The 23,133-nt window shown below is 67.7% G+C and carries 19 protein-coding genes; 11 read left to right on the top strand and 8 right to left on the bottom strand.

What is annotated here, in order from left to right; all coding sequences use genetic code 11:
* Positions 1-43 precede the first annotated feature (43 nt).
* The 4 genes from KF857_05310 to KF857_05295 all read right to left on the bottom strand — a co-directional run bounded on the left by KF857_05310 (position 44) and on the right by KF857_05295 (position 6,308).
* Positions 44-3,118 (bottom strand): efflux RND transporter permease subunit, encoded by a 3,075-nt coding sequence (locus tag KF857_05310; GenBank protein MBX3111410.1) that lies wholly within the window; start codon positions 3,116-3,118, stop codon positions 44-46.
* On the bottom strand, positions 3,118-4,650 hold the full coding sequence (locus tag KF857_05305; GenBank protein MBX3111409.1) for an efflux RND transporter periplasmic adaptor subunit: 1,533 nt from the start codon (positions 4,648-4,650) through the stop codon (positions 3,118-3,120). Before KF857_05305 ends, KF857_05310 begins: the two co-directional genes overlap by 1 nt.
* Entirely contained in the window at positions 4,647-5,834 is a 1,188-nt protein-coding gene (locus KF857_05300; GenBank protein MBX3111408.1) for a TolC family protein, read from the bottom strand. Before KF857_05300 ends, KF857_05305 begins: the two co-directional genes overlap by 4 nt.
* A gap of 66 nt (positions 5,835-5,900) precedes the next feature.
* Positions 5,901-6,308: a hypothetical protein gene (locus KF857_05295; GenBank protein ID MBX3111407.1), complete on the bottom strand. Its 408-nt coding sequence runs from the start codon at positions 6,306-6,308 to the stop codon at positions 5,901-5,903.
* 204 nt (positions 6,309-6,512) lie between these two features.
* On the opposite strand from KF857_05295, the gene KF857_05290 reads away from it, so the two are divergent.
* From KF857_05290 to KF857_05280, 3 genes are all read left to right on the top strand, one after another.
* A complete protein-coding gene (locus tag KF857_05290; protein MBX3111406.1) occupies positions 6,513-7,103 on the top strand; it encodes a PEP-CTERM sorting domain-containing protein in 591 nt (196 codons plus the stop codon).
* A gap of 64 nt (positions 7,104-7,167) precedes the next feature.
* Positions 7,168-8,214, top strand: a complete 1,047-nt coding sequence (locus tag KF857_05285; protein MBX3111405.1) for a tellurite resistance/C4-dicarboxylate transporter family protein — start codon at positions 7,168-7,170, stop codon at positions 8,212-8,214.
* Between the two features lie 71 nt (positions 8,215-8,285).
* A complete protein-coding gene (locus KF857_05280; protein MBX3111404.1) occupies positions 8,286-9,053 on the top strand; it encodes a dienelactone hydrolase family protein in 768 nt (255 codons plus the stop codon).
* Here the strand turns inward: KF857_05280 and KF857_05275 are convergent.
* Positions 9,043-10,275 (bottom strand): aminoacetone oxidase family FAD-binding enzyme, encoded by a 1,233-nt coding sequence (locus KF857_05275; GenBank protein ID MBX3111403.1) that lies wholly within the window; start codon positions 10,273-10,275, stop codon positions 9,043-9,045. The two genes, KF857_05280 and KF857_05275, sit on opposite strands and share 11 nt — an antisense overlap.
* Positions 10,276-10,302: 27 nt before the next feature.
* On the opposite strand from KF857_05275, the gene xth reads away from it, so the two are divergent.
* Positions 10,303-11,073, top strand: coding sequence for an exodeoxyribonuclease III (gene xth, locus KF857_05270; protein ID MBX3111402.1), 771 nt, complete (start codon positions 10,303-10,305; stop codon positions 11,071-11,073).
* A 2-nt stretch (positions 11,074-11,075) separates the two neighbouring features.
* Positions 11,076-11,813, top strand: coding sequence for an alpha/beta hydrolase (locus tag KF857_05265; protein ID MBX3111401.1), 738 nt, complete (start codon positions 11,076-11,078; stop codon positions 11,811-11,813).
* On the opposite strand, the gene KF857_05260 is transcribed toward KF857_05265, so the two are convergent.
* Both KF857_05260 and KF857_05255 read right to left on the bottom strand, forming a co-directional pair.
* A complete protein-coding gene (locus KF857_05260; GenBank protein ID MBX3111400.1) occupies positions 11,791-12,366 on the bottom strand; it encodes a thioredoxin family protein in 576 nt (191 codons plus the stop codon). The two genes, KF857_05265 and KF857_05260, sit on opposite strands and share 23 nt — an antisense overlap.
* Positions 12,367-12,368: 2 nt before the next feature.
* On the bottom strand, positions 12,369-14,552 hold the full coding sequence (locus KF857_05255; protein ID MBX3111399.1) for a S9 family peptidase: 2,184 nt from the start codon (positions 14,550-14,552) through the stop codon (positions 12,369-12,371).
* 38 nt (positions 14,553-14,590) lie between these two features.
* Between KF857_05255 and KF857_05250 the strand changes: the two genes are divergently transcribed.
* From KF857_05250 to KF857_05235, 4 genes are all read left to right on the top strand, one after another.
* A complete protein-coding gene (locus KF857_05250) occupies positions 14,591-15,295 on the top strand; it encodes a M48 family metallopeptidase (protein MBX3111398.1) in 705 nt (234 codons plus the stop codon).
* A gap of 12 nt (positions 15,296-15,307) precedes the next feature.
* The gene (locus tag KF857_05245) at positions 15,308-16,288 is read left to right on the top strand and encodes a Gfo/Idh/MocA family oxidoreductase (GenBank protein ID MBX3111397.1); all 981 of its coding nucleotides are present in this window, start codon (positions 15,308-15,310) and stop codon (positions 16,286-16,288) included.
* Positions 16,285-17,196, top strand: coding sequence for an aldo/keto reductase (locus KF857_05240; GenBank protein ID MBX3111396.1), 912 nt, complete (start codon positions 16,285-16,287; stop codon positions 17,194-17,196). The genes KF857_05245 and KF857_05240 overlap by 4 nt, the downstream gene beginning before the upstream one ends.
* 71 nt (positions 17,197-17,267) lie before the next feature.
* The gene (locus tag KF857_05235; GenBank protein MBX3111395.1) at positions 17,268-18,137 is read left to right on the top strand and encodes a Ku protein; all 870 of its coding nucleotides are present in this window, start codon (positions 17,268-17,270) and stop codon (positions 18,135-18,137) included.
* 172 nt (positions 18,138-18,309) lie between these two features.
* Here KF857_05235 and ligD read toward each other — a convergent pair whose 3' ends face one another.
* On the bottom strand, positions 18,310-20,637 hold the full coding sequence (ligD, locus tag KF857_05230) for a DNA ligase D (protein MBX3111394.1): 2,328 nt from the start codon (positions 20,635-20,637) through the stop codon (positions 18,310-18,312).
* Positions 20,638-20,749: 112 nt separating this feature from the next.
* Between ligD and KF857_05225 the strand changes: the two genes are divergently transcribed.
* Both KF857_05225 and KF857_05220 read left to right on the top strand, forming a co-directional pair.
* Positions 20,750-21,235: a hypothetical protein gene (locus tag KF857_05225; protein ID MBX3111393.1), complete on the top strand. Its 486-nt coding sequence runs from the start codon at positions 20,750-20,752 to the stop codon at positions 21,233-21,235.
* On the top strand, positions 21,232-23,130 hold the full coding sequence (locus KF857_05220) for a hypothetical protein (GenBank protein ID MBX3111392.1): 1,899 nt from the start codon (positions 21,232-21,234) through the stop codon (positions 23,128-23,130). The genes KF857_05225 and KF857_05220 overlap by 4 nt, the downstream gene beginning before the upstream one ends.
* Positions 23,131-23,133 lie beyond the last annotated feature (3 nt).

Genomic DNA, 23,133 nt, shown 5'->3' with positions numbered 1-23,133 from the left:
GCCCTTGGGCCGGAGGTGCGGTCGCCTCCGGCCCGGGTCGGTGTCAGTCCCGCTCGAACATGGCGTAGAGCGACGGAAGGACGACCAAGGTGAGCACCGTCGCGGTGAGGATCCCACCCACCACGACGGTGGCGAGGGGTCGTTGGACCTCCGCTCCGATGCCGGTGTTGAACGCCATCGGGACAAACCCGAGGGCGGCGACGAGGGCCGTCATCAGCACGGGCCGGAGGCGTTCCCGCGCCCCCGTCCTCACCGCGTCGACCACACCCAGCCCGTCGGCCCTCAGGCGGTTGACCGCCGAGACCATCACGAGACCGTTCATCACCGCGACGCCGGAGAGCGCAATGAAACCGACCCCGGCGGCAATGCTGAACGGCATGCCACGGACGGCCAGCGCCACGACTCCTCCGGTCACCGCCAAGGGGACACCGGTGAAGACGAGGAGAGCCTGCTTCAGCGACCCAAAGGTGGTGAACAGCAGGACAAAGATCATCGCCAGGGCCAATGGCACGACGACGGCGAGGCGTCGGGACGCCTGCTGGAGGTTCTCAAACTGGCCACCCCAGGTGAGGTAAGTGCCTTCCTTGAGCTTGACCTTCTCCTTGATCTCCGCCCGGGCCCGGTTGACAAACGAACCGAGGTCTGTCCCCCTGACGTTGAGTTGGACGACGACACGGCGCTTACCCGACTCGCGGGATATCTGGGCCGGGGCAGGGACGTCGTCGATCCGGGCCAGGGCGCTGAGCGGGACAGACCCGCCGTCCGGCGTCTCGACCAGCACCCGCCTCACCGCTTCGGCGTCCTTCCGTTGGGCCTCCGGCAGACGGACGGTGACATCGAACCTCTTGTCACCCTCCACGACTTGGCCGACGGGCTTGCCACCGAGGGACACCTCGATCAGTTCCTGGATCTCGTCAATGGTGACGCCGAGGCGCGCGGTCGCGTCGCGGTCTATCTCGATTTGGAGGACGGGCACGTCGTCAACCTGCTCGACCTCGACGTCTTGGGCCCCAGGTATCCCGCGGAGGACGTCCGCGATCTCGTCCGCCTTGGCCTTGAGTTCGCCGAGGTCGTCGCCGAAGACCTTGACCCCGACGTCCGCCTTCACGCCCGACACCAGTTCGGCGAACCGCATCTGGATCGGTTGGGTGAAGTTGTAGCCCTGGCCCGGAACCTCGCTGACCTTGGCCTCGAGTTCCTCGATAAGCTTGGCTTTCGTCATGCCCTTCCGCCACTGGTTGGTGGGCTTGAGCATCAGAAAGCTGTCGGTCAGGCTCATCGGCATCGGGTCGGTGGCGACTTCGGGGGTGCCGCTTCGCGAGAAGACCGTCATCACCTCGGGTACCTCCAGCACTTTGCGTTCGTAGGCGGTGACCAGCTTGATCGTCTGGGCGACGTCCACGGTGCGGACACGGACCGGCTGGATGACGATCGAGCCTTCGTCGAGTTGAGGCACGAACTCCGACCCCAGTCGGCCGCCGACCACACCGGCGACGGCCAAGACCGCCATCGCCGCGCCCGTCACGACCCCGCGGCGGCTGAGGGCGAAGTCCAGCACGGGGGCGTAGATCCGGCTGAAGAACGCCATCACCGGGTTCCGGCCCTCGCGGGTGTCACCCGACAGCACCAGGCTGGCAAGGACGGGGACGAAGGTCATCGTCAGGGCCAATGCGCCAAGGAGGGCGAAGACCACGGTCAGAGCCATGGGCTTGAACATCTTGCCCTCCGTCCCCTCCAGGGTGAGGATGGGCAGGTAGACGACCGTGATGATCGACACGGCGAAGGCGGTCGGTTTGGCGACCTCCTTGGCGGCGTCCCACACGCTCTGCCTGACTTCGGCCCTGGTCAGGGTCGTCCCCTTATGCTCCCTTGCCTCGGCCAAGCGGCGCACCGCGTTCTCGACCATGACGACCGCCCCGTCGATGATCAGGCCGAAGTCGATCGCTCCAAGGCTCATCAGGTTGCCTGAGACGCCGAAGGCTTGCATGCCGACCACCGCGCAGAGCATCGCGAGGGGGATCGCGAGCGAAACGACCACGGCACCCCGCACGTTGCCAAGGAGCAAGACAAGCACGACCACGACCAGCGCGGCACCTTCGAGAAGGCTCTTGGCCACGGTGTGGAGGACTTCGTCCACCAGATGAGACCGGTCGTAGGTGGTCGTGAGTTTGACGTCGTCGGGGAGTTGGTCGCGGATATCCTCGACCCTTTGGTGCACCGCGTTGGCCACGTCGCGGCCGTTGGCGCCCTTGAGCATAAGAACGACCCCGACCATCGCCTCGCGGCCGTCCTTCGTGGACACGCCGGTGAGCGTGGGGATGCCCAGCTGGACCGTCGCCACGTCGCGGACGAGGACGGGTACCCCGCCTTCGGACTTCACCACTGTCCGCTCGATGTCGCCTACTGTCGTCGCCATGCCGACGGAGCGCACGAGCATCCGCTCGCCGTTCTGTTCCAGCACGCCGCCACCGGCGTTACGGTTGTTCCGCTGGAGGGCAGAGACGACCTCGTCTACGGCCAGGCCCCTGGCCAGCAGGGCGCGTTGGTCGACGACGACTTGGTACTCCTTGACACTGCCGTCGGCCGCGTTGACCTCGGCGACGCCGGGGACGGTCCGCAGTTGGGGGGCGATGGTCCAGTCTTGGAGGGTGCGGAGCTCCATCGGGCTCCGGGTCTCGGACTCAAGGGCGTACATATAGACTTCGCCCAATCCCGTCGAAACCGGGCCCATCTGGGGCGGCTCGATACCCTCCGGCAACTGGCCTTTGACACCGTTCAGGCGCTCATTGACCAGTTGCCGGGCGAAGTAGGTGTCCACATTGTCGTGGAAGGTGACGGTGACCTGGGACAAGCCGAACTGGCTGAGACTACGGACGTTGTCCACACCGGGCAACCCGCCCATCGCCGTCTCGATGGGAAAGGTGACGAGCTTCTCCACCTCCTCGGGCCCCATGCCGCCCGTCTCGGTGTTGACGACGACCTGGTTGGTCGTCACGTCGGGGACGGCGTCCAGGTTGAGCCGCCTCCACGAGACCGCGCCGATCCCGACAAGGAGGCATGTGCCGACGATGACGAAGAACCTCTGGGTGAGGCTGAACCGCAAGAGGCGTTCGAGCATCAGTGCTCGTGCCCCTTGAGTTCGTCCTTCTCCATCTCGCTCTTCAGGACAAAGCCGCCCTTGACGACGACGGTCTGCCCGGCCTTGAGGCCCGACTTGACGACGACGTAGCCCTCGGTCTCGGGCCCTGGTTCGACCTCGACCGCTTCGTACTCACCCTCATGCTCGACGAAGACGAGAGTCTTCTTGCCGTCTTTGACCAGGGCGGACGCGGGCAAGGCGAGGGCCTCGTAGCTGGCTCCGAGGGCGACCTTGACCGTCGCGAACATCTCGGGCTTAAGGGCGCCGGCCGCACCCGTCACCAGGCACTGCACCGGCACCGACCGCGTCTTGGGGTCGACCCGGCTGCCGACGACCTGGACGACGCCCTGGAACTCGCGACCCGGTAGGGCGGCGGCGGTGACCCATACCGCCGCGCCGACACGGGCCTTGGCCGCGTCGGCCTCGGGAACACTGGCCGTGACCCAGACCGAGGCGAGGTCTTCGACGGTCATGAGCGCCTGGGTGCGGTCGACCGCTTGGCCCTTGGTCACGGCGAGGTTCGTCACCGTCCCCGAGATCGGGGCGACCAAGGAGACTCGACCTCCAGAACCTCCCCCGGCGCTGGTGGACCGGTACGTCGCCCGTGCGATGCTGACCGCCTTCTCCGCGTTGGTCCGGGCCGCTTCGGCCGACCTGACCCGCACCCGGGCCCGGTCGACTTCGATCTGGGCCGCCTTCGCGTCGGCTTCGGCACCCTGGAGTTCCTTGGCGTTCAGGAGTCCGCGCGAGGCGATGTCTTGTTCGCGGGCTAACGTCTGTTTGGCGTTGGCGACACGGGAGCGGGCGCGGTCGACCCGGATCAAGTCCTGCTGGGACTCGAGCCGGGCGGCGTCGAGGTCGGCGCGCGAGACAATGCCGTCGCGGTACAAGTTCTCAAGGCGTCGGACGGCCTCGGCGTGGGAGGCCTGTTCCTTTTGGAGGGCAAGCAACTCGCTTTGGGCGTCGTTCAGTTCGCTCTGGGCCTGCTGGACGGGAGCCTGGCTGAAGGCGCCGGCCCGGGCGAGGTCGCGCTGGCGGGCCAACTGGGCTTGGCTGGCGGCAAGCTTGGCAAGGGCGAGTTCGACATCGGCCTTGGCGTCCTTCACCGACGCCTCGGCGCTGTCGCGGATCCGCTCGGATTCGGCGACGCCAGACCAGGCTTGGGCAAGCTCAGGTGACTCGAGGGTGGCGAGGACCTGCCCCTGCCGCACGGTGTCGCCGAGGCCGACGTTGATGGAGACCACCCGACCGGCGACGGGCGGGGTGACCAAGGCGCTGCCTTTGGTCGTCGCGTTGACGACGCCGGGCACGTCGAGGGTCGCCCGGACCGGGCGCGACGACACGACGGCAGTCTCAATGCCCGCGAGTTCGCGTTGCTCGGCGTCCAGTGCCACGTGGCCCGACTCGGCATGACCCTCGTCGTGACCATGCTCCTCGGTCTTCGCTTGCGGGGCGGACGCGCACCCGGCGAGGAGGAGGCCGGTGGCCAAGATGGGAGCGAGGAACTTCACCGGGCCACCTCGACCAGCTTGCCGCCGACGGTGTGCTTGTGGACCAGGGCCAGGTCAAGCCGCAGCTGGGCTTCTGCGAGGTCCACGTCGATCTCACGGACGGCCCGTGTCGCTTCGAGGACGTCGAGAAGGGTGCTGTAGCCGTTGGAGTAGCCGACCTGAGACTTCTTCACGAGGTCAGAGGCCGCTTGCCTGACCGCTTCGAGAGACTCCACCTGCCGGCGGGCCGCCGCGACCTCGATGTCGACGGCTCCGAGTTCGGCCTGTGCCCGGCGCCGGAGGTCCTCAGCGGCTTTGGCGTCCGCCTCGGCGGCCTTGCGGGCCGCGGCCTGCTCGTCCCGACTTCGTCCGGGGTTGAGTGACCAGGTCAACTGGACCCTGACACCGACGGTGTGCTCGTCGCCGCGCCATGGGCTGCGAAGGCCGACGAGGTCGATCTCGGGCAAGTGGCTCTTGGCGGTGGTGGTGGCCTCCGCCTCGGTGAGCCGGCGCTTGGCCTCAAGGGCCTGGATGTCGGGGCGGCCGTCCAGGCTCACGGCCGGGTCGACCAGGCTTGGGGCGACATCGACCGCGGGCACGGGGCTGGACTGCCCGACGGACGCCGCCAAGCGTGTCAACGCCGCCTCTAAGGCCGATTTGCGGAGAAGAGCAGACTGTTTGGCCCGCTCCAACTCGATCTCGGCCCGGGTCACCTGGACTTCGGGGACGCGTCCCTCTTCAAAGCGTCGGCGTGTCGCCTGGTGGACAGACTCGGCGACAGACCGTTGGGCCTCGGCCGCGGCAGAAAGCCGGGTGGCGGCCACCGCTTCGACGTAGGCGCGCATGACTTCGTCCTGCAGTTCAAGGAGGGCTTGTCGCTCTTCCGTCTGGGCCACGGCCACCTGGGCGCGGCCCACGGCCCGTGAGGCGGCGACCCGCCCGAAGATGTCGAGAGGCTGGGACACGTAGAGGTCTTGGTCGGTCGCACCGAGGTCGGGCTGACTGGACTGGCCCAGTCCGAACGTGGGGCCGGGGTAGGCACCCGCGGCGCGGGCGGAGAGTCTTGCCCGCTCCGTGTTGAGGCGGGCGGCATGGACGGCGGGTCGGTTGTGCCTTGCCTGGGCAAGGGCTTCGGTGAGTGAAAGGGACTGGGCCCCTGCGCCGGCTGCGGCGAGGAGCAGGACGAATGTGACAGTGGTTCTCAAGGTTGCTTCTGGTTCCTGAAATGGGGACGGGGCCCGACGCGTCGGCGTCAGGCGGCGTGCTCAGAGTCAGGAAGCAGGAGGGGCGCGGGGGGTGGTGGCGCGCGGGGGCCCGGTGGCCAAGTGGGTGACGACGGCGCCCCACGAGGGCAAGTCGTCTTGGTCGAGGACCGGCAAAGTCAACTCAAACTGGCACGGAGCCAGGCATTGCCAGACCAGGGGGCTGGAAGGCGACACCGGCCGTGGTGGCTGGTGGTCGTCGCAAGGCTTGACAAAGCAACAGTCGTGGCAGTCGCCGTGGGCGCCGACGAGGGCAAAGTCTCCCAGAGGCTGGGCTATGTTGTCGGTCAGGCCTTGGCATTTGGTGCACGGGTCGCCCGTCGCCGTGGCGTACTCGGGCAGGCAGAGGTGCACCTGGGTGCCGACAAGGAGCACCGCGACAAACACCCTGCAGAGCCAAAAGGCCAGCCTACCCACGTCGTCGCGACTATACCGCCTTTGGGTCGGCCCGGGCCCGGACGCTCCTAGCTTGACCCTCCTCGACTCACCTCGTCGCGAGTGCTTTAGCAACCTCGTAAAACTACTGGTTTGGTGTTCTTGTTTGGTGACAATTGTCATTTTCCGAAGGACAATCCGTGCATCGGTCTGTGCATCGCATTGATTGATAATAGGTGACAGATAATGAAACGTTTGATTGCTGCCTCACTTCTTGCCGTTTCGTGCACGCGGGCGTTTGCCATCGGTATGGTGGACATCGTGCCTGACCCGGCGACCACTTGGAACAATGGCACTGGCTACTCACTAGGTTGGACTTTCACCGTCAACGTCCCCGTCCTCGTCCAAGCCTTGGGTTACTACGACTACACCGGTGACGACCTTGTCGAAGGCCATGAGGTCGGTATCTACGACAGTTCGTTAACCCTTCTTGTCGCAGGCTTCGTCGCGCCAGGCGACCCTCTGGACTCAGGTTTCCGGTATACGGCTTGCGCGCCGACCCCCCTGCTGCCTGGTGAATACGTGATCATGGGCAGCAGTGGACTTGTGGACGAATACGCGTGGTCGCCTGCGTCCTTGTGGGTCGACCCCCGGATCACGTATGGTGTCGACCAATTTGCCGTGGGTAACTTTTTACAACCGCCGACGAGCAGCAACGGCATCGTCGGTTACTTCGGCCCGAACTTCAAAACGGAGTCGGTGCCCGAGCCGGCGACGATGGCCTTGGGTCTCGGCCTCCTAGGGCTGGTGGCACGCCGCCGATCAGCCAAAAACTGAGAACGTTTAAGGCCCGGGACGACGCATGCCGCCCCGGGCCTCCTAGCGGCCATACTTGGCCAACATGCCAAGCAGGTCTTGGGATATCAGGTCGATGGTAAGGGACCTGACCCCCGCGTACTTCGCGCTCGTCATGGCGACGGGAATTGTCTCCATCGCCACTTTTCGCTTCCAGCTGCCGGTCTTGCCCCAGGCCCTCTTCGTTTTCAACTCGATCGCCTATGTCGTGCTTGTCGTGCTCAACGGCCTGCGACTCCTGTGGTTTCCGAGGCGGATGATCGAAGACTTGGTCGACCACCGCAAGGGCCCCGGGTTCTTCACTTGGGTGGCGGCGACATGCGTCCTCGGTAGCCAGTACATCCGGATCGGCGGTAACTTCCCGGTCGCCGTGGGCCTGTGGGCGGCGGGCATCGTCCTTTGGGTCGTGTTGACTTACACCATATTCACCGCCTTCACGGTGAAGGAGAACAAGCCGTCTCTTGACGAAGGCATCACGGGGGCTTGGCTCCTTACCGTCGTGGCGACCCAAGCCATCGCGGTGCTCGGAGCCTTGCTCGCACCTTATATGGCCGAGCCTCACCGGACGGTGACCAACTTCATCGCCGTCTCCTATTGGCTTGCCGGTGGCATGTTGTACATCTGGATGATCTCTTTGATCTTTTATCGTTACACTTTTTTCAAGTTTTCGCCCGGCGACCTAGCGCCGCCTTACTGGATCAACATGGGAGCCATGGCGATCTCGACATTAGCGGGTTCTCTCCTGATCAGGAACGCCCCGGAATTGCCGATCCTTGCGTCACTCGCACCGTTTATGAAGGGTTTCACTGTGTTCTTTTGGGTGACGGGCACATGGTGGATACCGATGCTCGTTGTCTTGGGGATTTGGCGGCACGTCATCCGTCGGTTTCCGTTGGTCTACGACCCTCAGTATTGGGGGGCCGTCTTCCCCTTGGGGATGTACACCGTCGCCACTTATGAGATGGACACCGTGCTGGGGCTCGGCTTTCTGATGGGCATTCCGCGTGTCTTCTTGTGGGCCGCCGTCGCGGCCTGGACCGTTGTCTTTGGCGGGATGGTCGGGCAATGGGCCCGCCCCCGCAAGGCCGCCTGATGACGCAACGTTCTGACAAACGGGCGTCCTTGCCCGGAGATTTTCCGGGAGAGGGGCATTAGAATAGGTGTATGTTGACTCTTCTTGCCCTCCATGCCGTCATGGCCCCGCAGATCGTCGCCAAAGACGTCGATTACAAGGACGGCGACGTGACGTGCCAGGGCTACGTCGCCTATCCCAAAAACCTGAAGGCCAACGTCCCCGCCGTGATGGTCGTGCATCAGTGGACGGGCCTGAGCGACTATGAGAAGGGGCGCGCGAGGCAGCTCGCCGAGTTGGGATACGTCGCCTTTGCCTGCGACATCTACGGCAAGGGCGTCCGTGCCGGCGTGAACGGTGCCCAGGCCGGACAACTCGCCGGCAAGTACCGCAACGCCGACCGGAAGCTGTTCCGTGAGCGGCTTTTGGCCGGGTACCACGCGATGCTGGCCCAGTCGCACGTCGACAAGGCCCGGACGGCGGTCATCGGCTACTGCTTCGGCGGCACCGGGGCCTTGGAGCTGGCCCGGACGGGGGCCCCCGTGAAGGCCGCCGTCTGCTTCCATGGCGGGTTGGACAGCACGAACAAGGCCGACGGCGCGAAGATCAAGGGCAAGATCCTCGTCCTGCACGGCACCGAGGACCATTCGAGCAGCCCGGAGAAGATCGCCGCGATGGAGGACGAGTTCAAGAGCCACCACGTGGACTACCAAATGGTGTGGTACAAGGGGGCCGTCCATGGCTTCACCCAACCCATGGCGGGCAACGACCCTTCGCGGGGAATGGCCTACAACGCCGAAGCAGACAAAAACTCGTGGGCGCTGATGACCGACCTGTTCCGGAAAGTCTTCAAGAAGTGAGCCAGTCTTGGGCGGCCGACTCGCCCGCGACAAACCCGGTCGACCAAGCAGCCTGAAGGTTGTAGCCGCCGACCGGGCCGGCGATGTCGAGGACCTCGCCGGCAAGGTAAAGCCCCGGCACCTTGAGAGACCGCATGGAGTGCGGGTCGACCTCGTCCAGGCTGACGCCGCCCGCCACGACCTCGCCTTTGTCAAAGAGCACCTTGGCCACGCGGCCGAGCCGCCAGGCTTTCAGCGTCTCCACCAGCTTGTTGGCGTCCTTCTTGGTCAGGCGTTGTGCCGTCGTCGCCCCGTTGAGGCTGGCCGACTCGACCAGCCGGGTGACGAGCCGGGTCGGGACGAACTCCTCCAGGGCCCGGGCCAGTTTGGCGTTGGGGTCGCCCGTCTTCCATCGGGTGATGTCAGCCTGGAGGGCCTCAAATCCGGTGTCCGGGGCCAAGTCGACCTCGAAGTCCACCGGCCCCTCGTCCCACCGCGCGGCGACAGTCCGGGTGATGCCGAGGACGGCAGGCCCCGAAAGGCCGCGGTGGGTGACGAGCACGTCCCCCCGCCACTTGTCGATGACCTTGCCGTTCTGGCGGGCACGGAGCAATACGTCACGCAGGGCGACCCCGGCGCAAGGGTCGCTGGTGACACCCTGGAACTCCACCGGCGCGAGGGCGGCGCGGACAGGGGCCACCCGGTGGCCGACGGTGCGGGCCCAGGCGAACCCGTCTCCCGTGGTGCCGGTCTTGGGAAAGCTGCTTCCGCCGACGCATAAGACGACGTGCCGCGTCTCGACAAGGTGCCCGTCGCACCGCACGCCCTGACCGGGGACGATGCCAGTCACCGGCGCTTCGAGCCGGACGTCGACGGCGTCGAGATAGGCCGCCAGGTGGGCGACCACGTCCTTGGCGTCGGCCCCGTCGGGGAACATGCGTCCGTCCGGTCGGGTGTAGAGGGTCAGGCCACGGTCGGCGAGCATGGCGACGATCCGGTCGGGCGGGAACCGATAGAAGCTGGGACGCAGGAACACGGCCTCGTTCCGAGGGAACGGGCGCAGGACCTCCTCGACCGTGCCGGCGTGGGTCACGTTGCACTTCCCGCCACCAGAGATGAGGATCTTGGTGCCGAGCCGGGAAGTCTTTTCCAGGAGCAAGACCGGTGCGCCAAGGGACGCGGCCCGCCACGCGGCGACGATGCCCGCCGCCCCACCCCCCACGACGACCACCGGTCCGCGCACGGGCACATTCTGGACCACAATGACGGGGTGCGTCTGGCCACCTACAACGTGAACTCCGTCCGTGCCCGGTTACCTCGGGTCTTGGAGTGGCTGGAGGAGGCGCAGCCCGATGTCGTGGCGATGCAGGAGACAAAGGTCGAGGACGACAAGTTCCCACGGGCCGAGTTGGAGGCGGCGGGGTACCACGTCGTGTTCCATGGCCAAAAGACGTACAACGGGGTCGCCTTCCTGAGCAAGGCCCCGCCCCAAGACGTCGTCTTTGGCTATTCAGCCGGTTGGGCCGACGACTGCCGCGTCGTCAGGGCCCTGTTCGACGGCGTCTTGGTCGTCAACACCTATGTCCCCAACGGGACGGTCGTGGGCACCGACAAGTGGGAGTACAAGCTGGCCTGGCTCGACCAGTTCGCCACGTTCTGCTCGGAGGTCGCGTCCCCCTCTGACAAGGCCGTGTGGCTCGGCGACATGAACATCGCCCCGACCCCTGCCGACGTCTATGACTCGGCCCGTATGCTCGGCGGTGTCGGGCACCACCCCGACGAGTTCGCCCGGCTGGCCCGGATCAAGGAGTGGGGGTGGACGGACGTGTTCCGCCTGCAGGGAGACGACCCGGGCTACTACACCTTCTGGGACTTCCGCATCCCGATGAGCTTTGAGCGCAACCTGGGTTGGCGCATCGACCATGTCTACGTGACGGAACCGCTCCTCGCCTCGGCGGGGGGGTGCTGGGTGGACAAGGAGGCCCGGGGCAAGGAAAAGCCGAGCGACCATGCCCCCGTCGTCTTCAACTTGAAGGTGTAGACATGCTCGTGGTGCCGCTCGTGGTGATGGGACAGGCGTTGATGAAGCCGACCGTGGTCATGGTCCACGGTGCGGGAGGCGGCGGCTGGGAATACGTGGTCTGGAAGCGTGAGTTCGAACGGGCCGGGTATCCCGTCGTCGCCCGCGACTTGGTGCCCGCCAAGGGTGGCTTGGCCAAGACCACCTTCTCCGACTACGTGCGCCAGGTCAAGTCTTGGCTCCCTCGACAGGGCCGGTTCGTCTTGGTCGGCGCGAGTATGGGCGGGCCGCTCGTCCTGAAGGCGGCCGAGGGGAAGTCGCCCGCCGCCGTCGTCTTGGTGAACGCGGTCGCCCCTGCCGGGGTCGGCAGTCGCCGAGCCGGTGCTCCCAGCCCGCCGGTCGTGAAGTGGGCGGGGGGGCCGCTCCAGGACACCGTGGACGCCATGCCCGACAGTGACGAGGCGATGGTCCAGTACGCCTGGAAGCGGTGGCGTGACGAGTCGGGGTCGGTCATCGACGCCCTGCGCCGAGGGGTGCCGTGCGCGAAGCCGTCGTGTCCGACTCTGGTCGTGGTCGGTGACGCCGACACCGACGTCCCGCCCGCGGACTCGTTGGCCCTCGCCCGATGGGCGGGGGCGGCTGTCCACGAATACCGCGGCATGAGCCACGTCGGCCCGCTCATGTCCAAGCGGGCCGAAGTGGTGGCGGGGGCGGTGGTCGAGTGGTTGGGCCGCCTCGTCAGCCGCCCGACTTCACCTTAGCGAACCGAGCCCTCAGGGCCTTCTCGTCGGCGGCAGAGACCTTGGCCGTGCGTTTCATCATCGCGATGAAGGCGTCGATCTCCTCGGGCTCGGCGGGGCAACCCATGTTGCTCAGCTTGCCGCCCTTGCCGGCGAACCGAGAGTCGGCCATGACCTCGCCCTTGGGCGAAAGGACCACAAAGTAGGGGATGCCCTCGTCCTTGCCGTGCCACTTGTCCAGCAGGGCCTCGCCGCCCGCGTTCTCCAGGTACTTCTTGTCCGGGCTCTCCAGCACGTCGAGGTGCGTCGTCACGAACGACTTGTCAAAGAACGGCTTGACGGTCGGGTCGGCCATGACCGCCTCCAGCTTCTTGCACCAACCGCACCAGGAGGCGTGGAAGATGACGAGGACGTTCTTCTTGTCCCGCTGGGCCTGGTTGGTCGCCTTGGTGACGACCTTGTCGGCGGGCATCGCGAGGGGCTTGCCCGTGGCGTTGTTCTGTTGGCCGACGGTGAGGCCGGCGGCGACGACGGCGGCGACAAGGGCCGCGGTCCGGACGAGGGGTTTGTTCATAGTCACTCCTTAGGACGGTTCAGCTTAGTGTACAAGTATCCTAGCAGCTTCTCCCACACGAGCGGCCTCTCGTGGACGCGGCTGATGCCATGGTCAGAGCGGGGGAAGAAGAACTCGTCGAAGTGCTTGTCCTCCCGGATCATCAGCTCGGTGAGCTGCACGACGTCCTGGAACAGCACGTTGTCGTCGAGCATGCCGTGGATCAGGAAGAGGTTGCCCTTCAGGCCCTTGGCGTAGCTGATCGGCGAAGTCTTCTTGTAGACCTCCTCGTTGTCCTTGGGCAAGCCCAGGCGACGGCGGGTGTACCACTCGTTGTAGCTCTTCCAGTTCGTCACGCTCGCCACGGCGACGCCGGTGTCGAACTCGCCCGGCGCGGAGAGCATGATCATGTCGGTGAGGAAGCCGCCGTAGCTCCAGCCCCACACGCCGCAGCGGTCAGGGTCGACGTAGCCCAGGCTGACCAGGTACTTCTTGGCCGCCACCGCCTCTTGGGTGTCGATGATCCCCATCGACTTGGCATAGCCGGAATTGAACTCGCCGCCCTGTCCCCAACTGGCGCGGAAGTTGACCTTGAGCACGACCATGTCGAGCTCTGTCGCCGCGTAGTTCTCGATGTACCCGCCCCAGCTCGCCCGGGCTGAGTTCGCGTACATGTTGCTCAGGAAGGCGGGGTGCTTCTTGCTCGTGTCGAGGCCCTTCTTGGTGAAGAGGGTGCCGTAGATCGTCGCCCCGTCGGGGCCGGGGAAGCTCACCTGCTTGACGTCGGCCCATTCGATCTTCTTGAAGTCCTCCGACTGGCTCGTCGTGATCCGCTTGAGCTTGGGCTCCAGGGCAAAGAGCTCGGAATTGATCGTGGGGTTGCTCGCCAGGCTGGCCATCTTGGTGCCGTCGTCGCTCACCAGGGGCATCGTCGCGTCGTCAAACGCCGCCGGAGTCGTCACGCCGTCCTCATACACCGTGTGCGTCGTGGTCTTGCCGTCCGGCTCCAAGACCGTGACGTCGATGTAGAGGGGGTTGCGGGCCAACGTGGCCAAGACGATGCGGTCACTGTCCTTCGGGCGCATGAACCCGGCGATGTCGTGGTCTTTCGCATAGACCTTCTCGACATGCTGCCCGGCGGGGTCGACGGCGAGCAGGCTGCGGTACCCGAACTTGCCGTCCAGGATGTCGGTGGTGAACAGGATCTTGGAACTGTCCCTCGTCCAGTCCAGCTTGCGGAAGTCGGGGATGTAGTTCTTGGGGGCCTTCTCCTCGTAGCAGTCGTAGCGCAGCGCGGTGGCCGGGTTGCAGACGGCGATCGTCGCCTTCTGGAAAGACTCGTCGATGCGGAAGAAGGCGAAGCGGCGGCTGTCGGGCGACCATGCCGCGTCGGTGATCCAGGTGTAGCGCGGGATGCCGGGGACGAACTTGATCGCCCCGCCCGTGGCGGGCACAAACCCGACCTGCACGTTCTGGCCCATCTCGCCGAGCCAGCCCCGGCTGATGTTCACCACCTCGGCGCGGTCTTTCGTGAAGTCCATCATCACGTGGCGGCCGATCCGGCTGCTGTCCTGCCACTGCACGGCCAGCGTCTTGCTGTCCGGCGACCACCAGACCCCGCCGACGCTCTGCCCGTTGGGCAGGAAGGTGAGCTGGGTGACGTGGCCGGTCGCCCGGTCGTAGCGGTAGACGTCGCCCCCCCGCGTGAAGGAGATCGCCTTGCCGTCGGGGGAGTACTGGGCGCCGCCCACCTGCTCCTGGGTGTCGAAGAGGGCGTGCAGCCCGCTGCCGTCCGGCTTCATCAGCCACGTCCGGCCCCGGTAGGAGAACATGATCTCTTTGCTGTCGGGCGACCAGCGGTAGCCGCCGATGCCCCCGTCATAAAGCTCCGACTCCTCTTTCTGCAGGGCGGTGCGCTTGTCCTCCTGCATGGGAAAGCGGGGGATGTCCTTGCTGGCGACGATCTGTCGCGGCTCACCGTCGGGGAAGTCCACGACCCATGTGTCCTTCATCCGCTGGCCCGTCTTGTTCCAACTGAAAACGATGTGGCGGCCGTCGGGGCTCATCGCCGCGCCGCTGGGGCTCGACCCCTGCACGAGCGGGTAGTCCGTCAGCCGCCGGATCGAAAAGCCCTTCGGCTCAGGAAGCTGGGCGACGGCGGTCGCCGCGACGGCGATGACCGCGGCAAGGAAGAAGGACCGTTGCATCCCGCGTTTTTACCTTTCTGAAAGGCACAATGGGCCGAGTGTCCGACAAGGTCAAGATTCTGGTCGAGGGGATCGAGTGCTGGGCCACCGTCCGCCGGTCGCGGACGGCCCGCCGCGCCCGGATACGCGCCTTGCGCGACGGTCTCGAGGTCGTCCTCCCCGCCCGGGCCCCCCTCCGCACCGCCGACCAACTGCTCGCCGCCAACCCGAACTGGGTGCTGAGGCACACCCTCCGCATCGCCAAGGCCCTGCGCGAGTCGGACCCCGCCCGCACCCTCTACCGCGGCGAGGAGTGGAAGGTCGAGGCGGTCGCGGGCGGCCCCGCCTTCGTCCGTGACGACGCCGACCGGACGTTCCGGGTGAAGGCCGGTTCTGTTGACGAGGCCCGGGCAGTGGTCGGCCGCCGTCTCCGCGCCGAGGCCCGCGAGGCCCTCCTCCCCCTCGTCGCCGAATGGGAGGCCCGGATGGGGGTGAAGTCCACGTCCCTCGCTGTCCGCGACCAACGGAGCAAGTGGGGAAGCTGCAGCCACCGCGGCGGCCTCAACTTCAATTGGCGGCTTGTCCTCGCCCCGCCCGAGGTGATGCGGGCCATCGTCGTCCACGAGCTGGCCCACCTGGTGCACATGGACCACAGCCGCGACTTCTGGGCCCTGGTCGCCCGCCACGACCCCGACCACCGGCGTCATGAAAAGTGGCTGAAAGACCACCAGCACCGCCTGATGGAGCCCTTCGGGCCTGTATGATCGGGGGCGCATATGGAGAGAGTCCGATGGGGCGTCCTCGCGACGGGCGGCATCGCCCATGCCTTTGCCCGTGGCCTCAAGAAGTCCAAGACCGGCACCCTCGTCGCCGTGGGGTCGCGTAGCCAAGAAAAGGCCGACGCCTTCTGCGCCGAACACGGTGGACGCGGCTACGCCACGTACCAGGCCGTCGCCGACGACCCCGACGTGGACGCCGTCTACATCGCCTCGCCCCACCACCTGCACGCCGCCGACACTGTGATGTGCGCCCGGGCGGGCAAGCACGTCCTGTGCGAAAAGCCGTTCACCCTGGACGCCGCCGAGGCCGAAGAGGCCCTGGCGGTGGTGCGGGACTGCGGCGTCTACTTCGCCGAGGCGTTCATGTACCGGTTCCACCCCCAGACCCAGGAGGTGCTCCGGCTGGTCAGGTCGGGCGCGGTGGGCCGTGTCGCCCACATCAGGGCCGAGTTCAGCTTCCAGGCGGGCCGAGACTGGCAGAACTTCCGCACCGAGAGGGCCCTGGGCGGCGGGGGGCTCATGGACGTCGGGTGCTACTGCGTCTCCTACTGCCGGGCGGTCGCCGGCGAAGAACCCTCCCGGGCCGAGTTCGCCTACGTCCCCGGTGGCGACGGCTACGACGCCTGGGGGGCCGGTGTCCTCCAGTTCCCCGGCGGGGTCACCGCCAGCTTTGCCACCGGCGTCCACCAGGAGATGGAAAACCAGGTCGTCGTCTACGGGGAGGAGGGCCGCCTTGTCGTCGAGAGCCCCTGGTTCTGCAACGGCGTCGTCCGCCACACCGTGCGGGGAGAGGACGCCGTCCGTGTCCTCGGTCCGTGGCCGGTGGACGACCTCTACGCCCACGAGGCCGACTGTGTCGCCGCCGACATTGAGAAGAGGTCGTCGTCGGCGGTGTCCCCGGACGACACCCTCGGCAACATGAGGGCCCTCGACGCCCTCCGGCGGAGCGGTGGGCTCGTCTTCGGGGGCGGGGCGTGATCCCCCGCGCCGTCGTGCCCGGCACGGGCCTGGCCGTCTCCCGGTTGGTGCTCGGCACCGTCCCCCTGCACATCGACCGTTATGAGGACGCGGCCCGCCTCCTCGACACCTTTTGGGGACTGGGGGGCAACGCCTTCGACCTCGCCCACATCTACAACGACGGCGGCGGGCACCGGGCCCTGGGCCGCTGGCTCCGGGAGCGCGGGGTGCGCGACGAGGCCGTCCTCTACGACAAGGGGTGCCATCCCTACGGCTCGCCCCGGGTCACCCCGGGCCACATCGAGGCCGACTTGCTCGAAGACCTGGAGCGTCTGGGCCTGTCCCACGTCGAGTTCTGGGCGTTCCACCGCGACGACCCCGCCGTGCCGGTCGGGCCCCTGGTCGACAAGCTCGACGAACTCAAGCGGCGGGGCCTGGTCCGCCACTGGGGCGCCAGCAACTGGACGGTGGGGCGGGTCCAGGAGTTCGACGCCTACGCCGCCCAGACGGGCCGGCAAGGCTTCGCGGTGAACAACCCGAACCTCTCCCTCGCCACCGTCAACGAACCGATGTGGGCCGACTGCCACACCCTCACCGCGGAGGAGCGGGCCTGGCACACCCAGACCCAGTTCCCCTTGTTCAGCTGGAGCTCCACCGGCGGCGGGTGGTTCGCCCACGTCGAGACCGCCGACGTGACCCGGGTCTACGCCAACGATGAGAACCGCGCCAGGCGGGAACGGGCCGAGGTGCTCGGCAAGAAGGTGGGGGCCACCGGCAACCAGGTCGCCCTCGCCTGGACCCTCGCCCAACCCTTTCCCGTCTGGGCCCTGGTCGGCCCCGCCGACCCTGACCAGCTCCGGGCGAACGCCGAGGCCACCCACATCACCCTCTCCCCCGCGGACCTCCGCTGGCTGGAGACCGGCGAATAAGTGAACCAGACCGGTAACTTTTCGGCCCGCCCGCGGTGGAAAACCGGGCCGCCCGGCATACAATAGCGGCGATGGCGCGCAAACCGGCGGCGGAAGACAACGACAGCGAGAGGCCCGACGGGACGGGGCGGCCCATCTGGACGGGGAGCATCTCGTTCGGGCTCGTCAACGTCCCCGTGTCCCTCTTCTCCCTGGAGCAGAAGAGCGAGATCGGCTTCAAAATGCTCGACGGGCGCGACAAGGCGAACATCAAGTACCTGCGCGTCAACGCGGTCTCGGGCAAAGAGGTGCCGTGGGACCAGATCGTCAAGGGGTACGAGTACAGCGACGAGAACTACGTCGTCCTGACCAAGGAGGACTTCGAGAACCTCGCCCTGGAGTCGCTCAAGACGATCGACGTCCAGGCGTTCGTCCCCCGCGAGCAGATCGACGAGCTCTACTTCGAGAAGCCCTACGTCCTCATCCCGAAAAAGAAGACCGAGAAGGGGTACGTCCTCTTGCGCGAGGTGCTCGCCTCGTCCGGCCGCGTCGGCATCGCCAAGGTCGCCATCCGCACCCGGGAGTACCTCGCCGCGCTCATGCCCCGGGGCAACGCCCTCGTCGTCTTCCTCCTCCGCTTCGCCCACGAGCTGCGCCAGATCGACGGCTACGCCCTGCCCGACCAGCCCATGGAGTCGTACAACATCACCGAGCGGGAGGTGAAGCTGGCCGAGCAGCTCGTCGTGGCGATGGAGGCGGACTGGGACCCCCTGCAGTACAAGGACGACTACCGCGAGGCCCTCATCGCTTGGATCGACAAAAAGGTGGAGTCGGGCGGGCTGACCCCGAAGCCGGGCCTGGAAGACATCGAGGAGGGCCCGCGCGAGAGCCGCAACGTCATCGACCTCGCCTCCCTGCTCTCCGAAAGCGTCAAAAACCGCGGCAAAGAGAAAAAGGCCTGACTACCCCGGCCCCACGACGCACTCCCCCGCCGCCGCCCCCTGCGCGCCGACCCGTTCCCGCCTCGGGGGGGTGACGGGAGGGTGACGGGAGGGTGACGGGAGGGTGACGGGAAGGTGACGGGAACGCGTCATTTGAACCGGCGTCCGGCGGCGGTCCGGACGGGGTGGCGGGCTACCCGGTGGGGAACTCCACCCGGCAGTCCTCGTAGTCGGCCCAGGGGTCGGGGTCTTCGGCGACGCGGCGCACCGCCTCGGCGGGCAGGACGCCCCCGGGGCCGAGGCTGGGCAGCTCCTCCCAGGCCACCGGCATCGCCACCGGCATGTGGGGGCGGGCCCGCAGGCTGTAGGCCGCCACCGCCGTCGCGCCGCGGCCGTTGCGCAGGTAGTCGATGAGGATCTTGCCCGCCCGGGCGCTCTTGGTCGTCTTGCTGACAAAGCGGCGGGGTTCCTGGGCCGTCATCGCCTCGGCGAACTTGCGGCAGAAGTCCTTCGCCTCGTCCCAGTCGAGGTCGGGCACGATGGGCACGACGACATGGACGCCCTTGCCGCCGGTCACCTTGGTGAGGGGGCGGAAGCCGAAGCCGCGGAGCAGGTCGCGCACGTCGTAGGCCGCCGCGACCGTCCGTTCCCAGGAGACGTCGGGGGCGGGGTCGAGGTCGAAGACGAGGGTGTCGGGCCGCTCCAGGTCGGCGACCGTGCTGCCCCAGGGATGGAACTCGATTGCGGCCATCTGGACGAGGTTGAGCAGGCCCTCGGCGTCGTCGACGTGCATGTAGGTCTGGGGCCCGTCGTCGCCATGCTCCTGCACGTCCACGCTGTGGACGTGGGGGCCGAGGCCCGCCATCCGGTGCTTCTGGAAGAAGGTGGCGTCGGTGATGCCGTCGGGGCTGCGGAGCAGGGAGAGGGGCCGCCCGCGCAGGTGGACGAGCATCCGCGCGGCCACCGCGGCGTAGTAGTCGGCGACCTGGCCCTTCGTCATGCCGCTGGAAGGGTCAAGGACGCGGTCCTCACTGGAGATCTTGACGGCACGGCGCGGGGTCGGGGCGGGGGCGGCTTCGACGGCGGGGGCGGGCGCCGGGGCGGGGCCGTGGCCCAGGAACTTGGCCTGGCGGAGCATGCCGTCGGCGCTCCAGTCGAGGAACTGCACCTCGGCCATGACCTCGGGGTCGACATAGGTGACGCCCTTGTCTTGGACGGGGTCGAGGGGCGGGTCGAAGGGGGAGTCGAGGCGTTGGAGGGGCTGGAGGGTCTTGAAGAGCTTGGACCGCACCGCGTCGGAGAAGCCGGTGCCGACCCGGCCGAGGGGGGTGAGCTTGCCGTCGGCGCCCCGCGCGCCCAGGACGAGGGCGCCGATTTGGCGGGTCGTCCCCGCCATGACGGTGTAGCCGCCGACGAGGGCCCGGAGCTTTTTCTCGCAACGCACCTTGGTCCAGTTTTGGCTGCGGGTGGAGGTGTAGGCGCTGTCCAGCCGCTTGCTGACGACGCCCTCCAGGCCCGACCGGCACGCCGCCTTGAGGAGCTCGCGGCCGTCGCCCGCGTGGTGGTCGGAAAGGCGCAGGCGGGGGTGGGTGCAGGGCTCCAGGACACGGCGGAGGAGTTCCTTGCGCTCGGCGAGGGGCAGGTGGCGGATGTCGCGGCCTTGCAGGAACGGGGCGTCGAAGGCGACGAAGGCGACGCCGTCGGTCTTGCCGTGCTTGATCGCCTGCTGGACGAGGGGGAAGCGGCTGACGCCGTACTCGTCGAAGACGACGGCCTCGCCGTCGATGACCGAACCGGCGGGTATCCACCGGGCGAGCACCGTGCCCAGGCCGCTGAAATGGACGGTCTGGTCGTTCCTTGTCCTGAACTCGACGCCGTAGTCGACGCACCGGGCGAGGACGCGCCACCCGTCCCACTTGATCTCGTGCACCCAGTCGTCGCCGACGGGCACCCGGTCCACGCGGGTGCAGAGCATGGGGGCGAGCGACTTGGGGAGTTCGACAAGGGGGCCGGGGACGTCCACCGCCAGCCGGGGCTTGGCGACGGTGGTCGAGGCGCGCATCTTCATCCACAGCCACTCGTCACTGTCGGGCTTCGTCCTGACGAGGACGAAGTCGCCCTTCAGGCGCTGGCCGTGGATGGTGAACTCCAGCTTGCCCTCGGCGAGCTGGGTGTCGGTGTCCTTGTAGATCGGCTGCCAGGTGCCCTGGTCCCACAGGACGACCTTGCCGGCGCCGTAGTTGCCCTTGGGAATCTCGCCGGCGAAGGTGGCGTAGTCGACGGGGTGGTCCTCGACACGGACGGCGAGGCGGCGGACGCCTTCGCGCTCGGGAGGCCCCTTGGGCACCGCCCAACTGAGGAGGACGCCCTCGTGCTCCAGGCGCAGGTCCCAATGGAGCTGGCGGGCGTAGTGCTCCTGGACGGTGTAGATGTGGCCGGACGTCTCCTTGACGACGCCCTCGGGCTCGCTGGTCTCGGTGAACGTGCGCTTGCCCCGATATTTTTCGAGCTTGTCCGCCACGGTGGGGAGATACCCCAAGAGAATGCGGTGTCACCGGCACGGATCGTCGCGATCCCTGGTCAGATTGCTGTACTCTTGAGCGCACGGCGCGGGGCGTCGGGAGAGGAACGGGATGCGGACACAGGCTTGGGTCGTCTTGGTCGGCGCGTTGGTGGTGGGCGCGGCGGTGGCCAGTTGCGGAGGCGGGGGCGGCGGCGCTTCGGGCGGTGCGACGGGCGGCGGTTCGACCGGGGGCACGGGCGGGGGCACGTCCGGCGGCGGGCCGGGCACCTATGACGGCACCTTGGCCTCGACTTCGGCGTCGTTGGAGGACGGGTCGAAGTACGTCGCGGTGACGTTCACGGCGAGCGCGGACGGCACGGCCACGGTCACGGCGGGGTCGTCGGCCTTTGACCCGGTGGTGAGCATCGAGAAGACCGCCGCCGACGGCACCGCCGTCGTGCTGGCGGAAGACGACGACAGCGGCGGGGGCACCACGGCCAAGGCCACCTTCGCAGTGACGGCGGGCTCGCACTACCAGGCGGTGGTGACGGGGGTCGCCCCGGCCTCGGCGGGGGCGTTCACGGTGACTTACACGAAGGAGACCCTGGCCCGATGAGACGGTGGCGCGCCTGGCTGTCGGTCGTCCTGCTCGCGCTTGCGGGGCTCTGCTTTGCCCAGGACGGGGCGATGGGCCGGAACCCGTTCTACGGGCGGGCCGACGGGCTCTCGCTGCCGGGGCCGACGCGGGGCCCCAAGATTTGGGGGATCGACATCTCCAAGTGGCAAGGCACGGTGGACTTCGCCCAGGTGAAGACGGCGGTGTCGTTCATCGTGATGCGGTCGGACTACGGGACGTCGCGGGACGAGCGGTACCTCTACAACCGGGCCGCCGCCGAGGCCCAGGGCATCGCGATCGGTTTCTACCACTACGCCTACCCGCAGTACCATTCGGCGACGGAAGAGGCCGACTACTTCTCGACCAACGTCGCGCCGCTGAAGCCGGGCCAGTTCGTCGTCCTGGACTTTGAGGAGGCGTGGTCGGGGGACAAGGTGGCGTGGTGCAAGACGTGGCTCGACCGGGTGAAGTCGCGGCTCGGCATCAAGCCGCTGATCTACATCAACTTGTCGACGGCGCGGTCGCTGGACTGGTCGTCGGTGATCGCCGGGGACTACGGGCTCTGGCTGGCGCGGTGGGACTACGACAAGGACGCGGAGGCCCCGTCGACGCCGTGGCCGTTCGTCGCGATGCGGCAGTACAGCGACCGGGAGACGGTGCCGGGCATCAGCGGACGGGTGGACGGCGACGTCTTCTACGGCACCCTCGACGACCTGCTCAAGTACGGCGCGGGGATCGGCGTCGGCGAGCGCGGGGCGGTGCCCCAGCATTTCATCGACTGCTACAACCGGAACGGAGGCAAGGCGGCGGTGGGGTCGCCGCTCGACTACGTGGCGTGGCGCTGGTCGCCGACCCGCGCCGAGGTGCAGGAGTTCGGCGGCGGTTCGCTCGGCCCGGCCCGCATCATCGACAACCAGGGGGCTTCCGCAGTCAACCCGGCGTGCCTGGTCTATGGGCCGGTGTGGACGGCATACGACGGTCTCGGGGGCCCGAACAGCGCCTTGGGCCAGCCGGTGCTCGACCTGGCGGCGGTGCCGGGCGGGATGCAGTTGGACTGCCAGTCGGGCCGGGTCTACCTGAAGTCGGGCTCCAGCGCGGCGTTCGCGGTGGCGGGGGCGTTCTTCACCAAGCACCTGGGCCTGGGCGGGACGACGGGCGTCCTGGGCTGGCCCCTTGCCCCGTCGTTCAACAGCGGGCAGTCGCCCCAAGGCACCGCCGGTGCGGCGCAGACCTTTGAGGGGGGGACGCTCTACTCCTCGGCCAAGGGCACATGGATGGTCTCGGGGGCGGTCAAGTCGGAGCACGACCGGTTGGGCGGCACGACCTCGACCCTGGGCTACCCCACGGCGGACTACTCCGCGGCGGGGACGTCGCCGTTCGGCACCTCCGGCAGCCGCCAGCCGTTTGAGGGCGGCGGGGTCTATGCGACGGCTTCATTCGGCTCCTGGGGCGTCTACGGCGGCCTCTACGCCGCCTACGGTTCCGCCAGCGGGCCGACCGGCCCGTGGGGCTACCCGATGGGCGCGGCCCAGATCGTCGGGGGGCACTTGCAGCAGCAGTTCGAGGGCGGCCTGATGTCGACCGCCGACGTGGGGGCGACGGCGGTGCATTTGACCGCCCGGGTCGTGTCGGCGGGGGCGACCGCGCAGATCGAGCTCACCGTGACGAACACGGGGGCGGGGACGGCGCGCGGCGTGACGGTGACAGGCATCCAGTTCGGCGCGGCGAAGGCGACGGCGGACTGGACGGTGGGCGACTTGGCGGCAGGGACGAGCGCGAAGAAGACGGTGCCGTTCGACGCGGGTTTCGGGGCCCGGAAGGCGTCGCTGGTGACGGGCAACGTCTCGGCGGGCGGCACGGTCGCCCGCCGACGGTTCAAGCTGGCCCGGCCGTGAGGG

It is taken from the genome of Fimbriimonadaceae bacterium, assembly GCA_019638795.1.
In the GTDB taxonomy this organism is placed as follows: Bacteria; Armatimonadota; Fimbriimonadia; order Fimbriimonadales; family Fimbriimonadaceae; genus JAHBTB01.
This window is presented reverse-complemented; position numbering and strand designations above follow the sequence as displayed.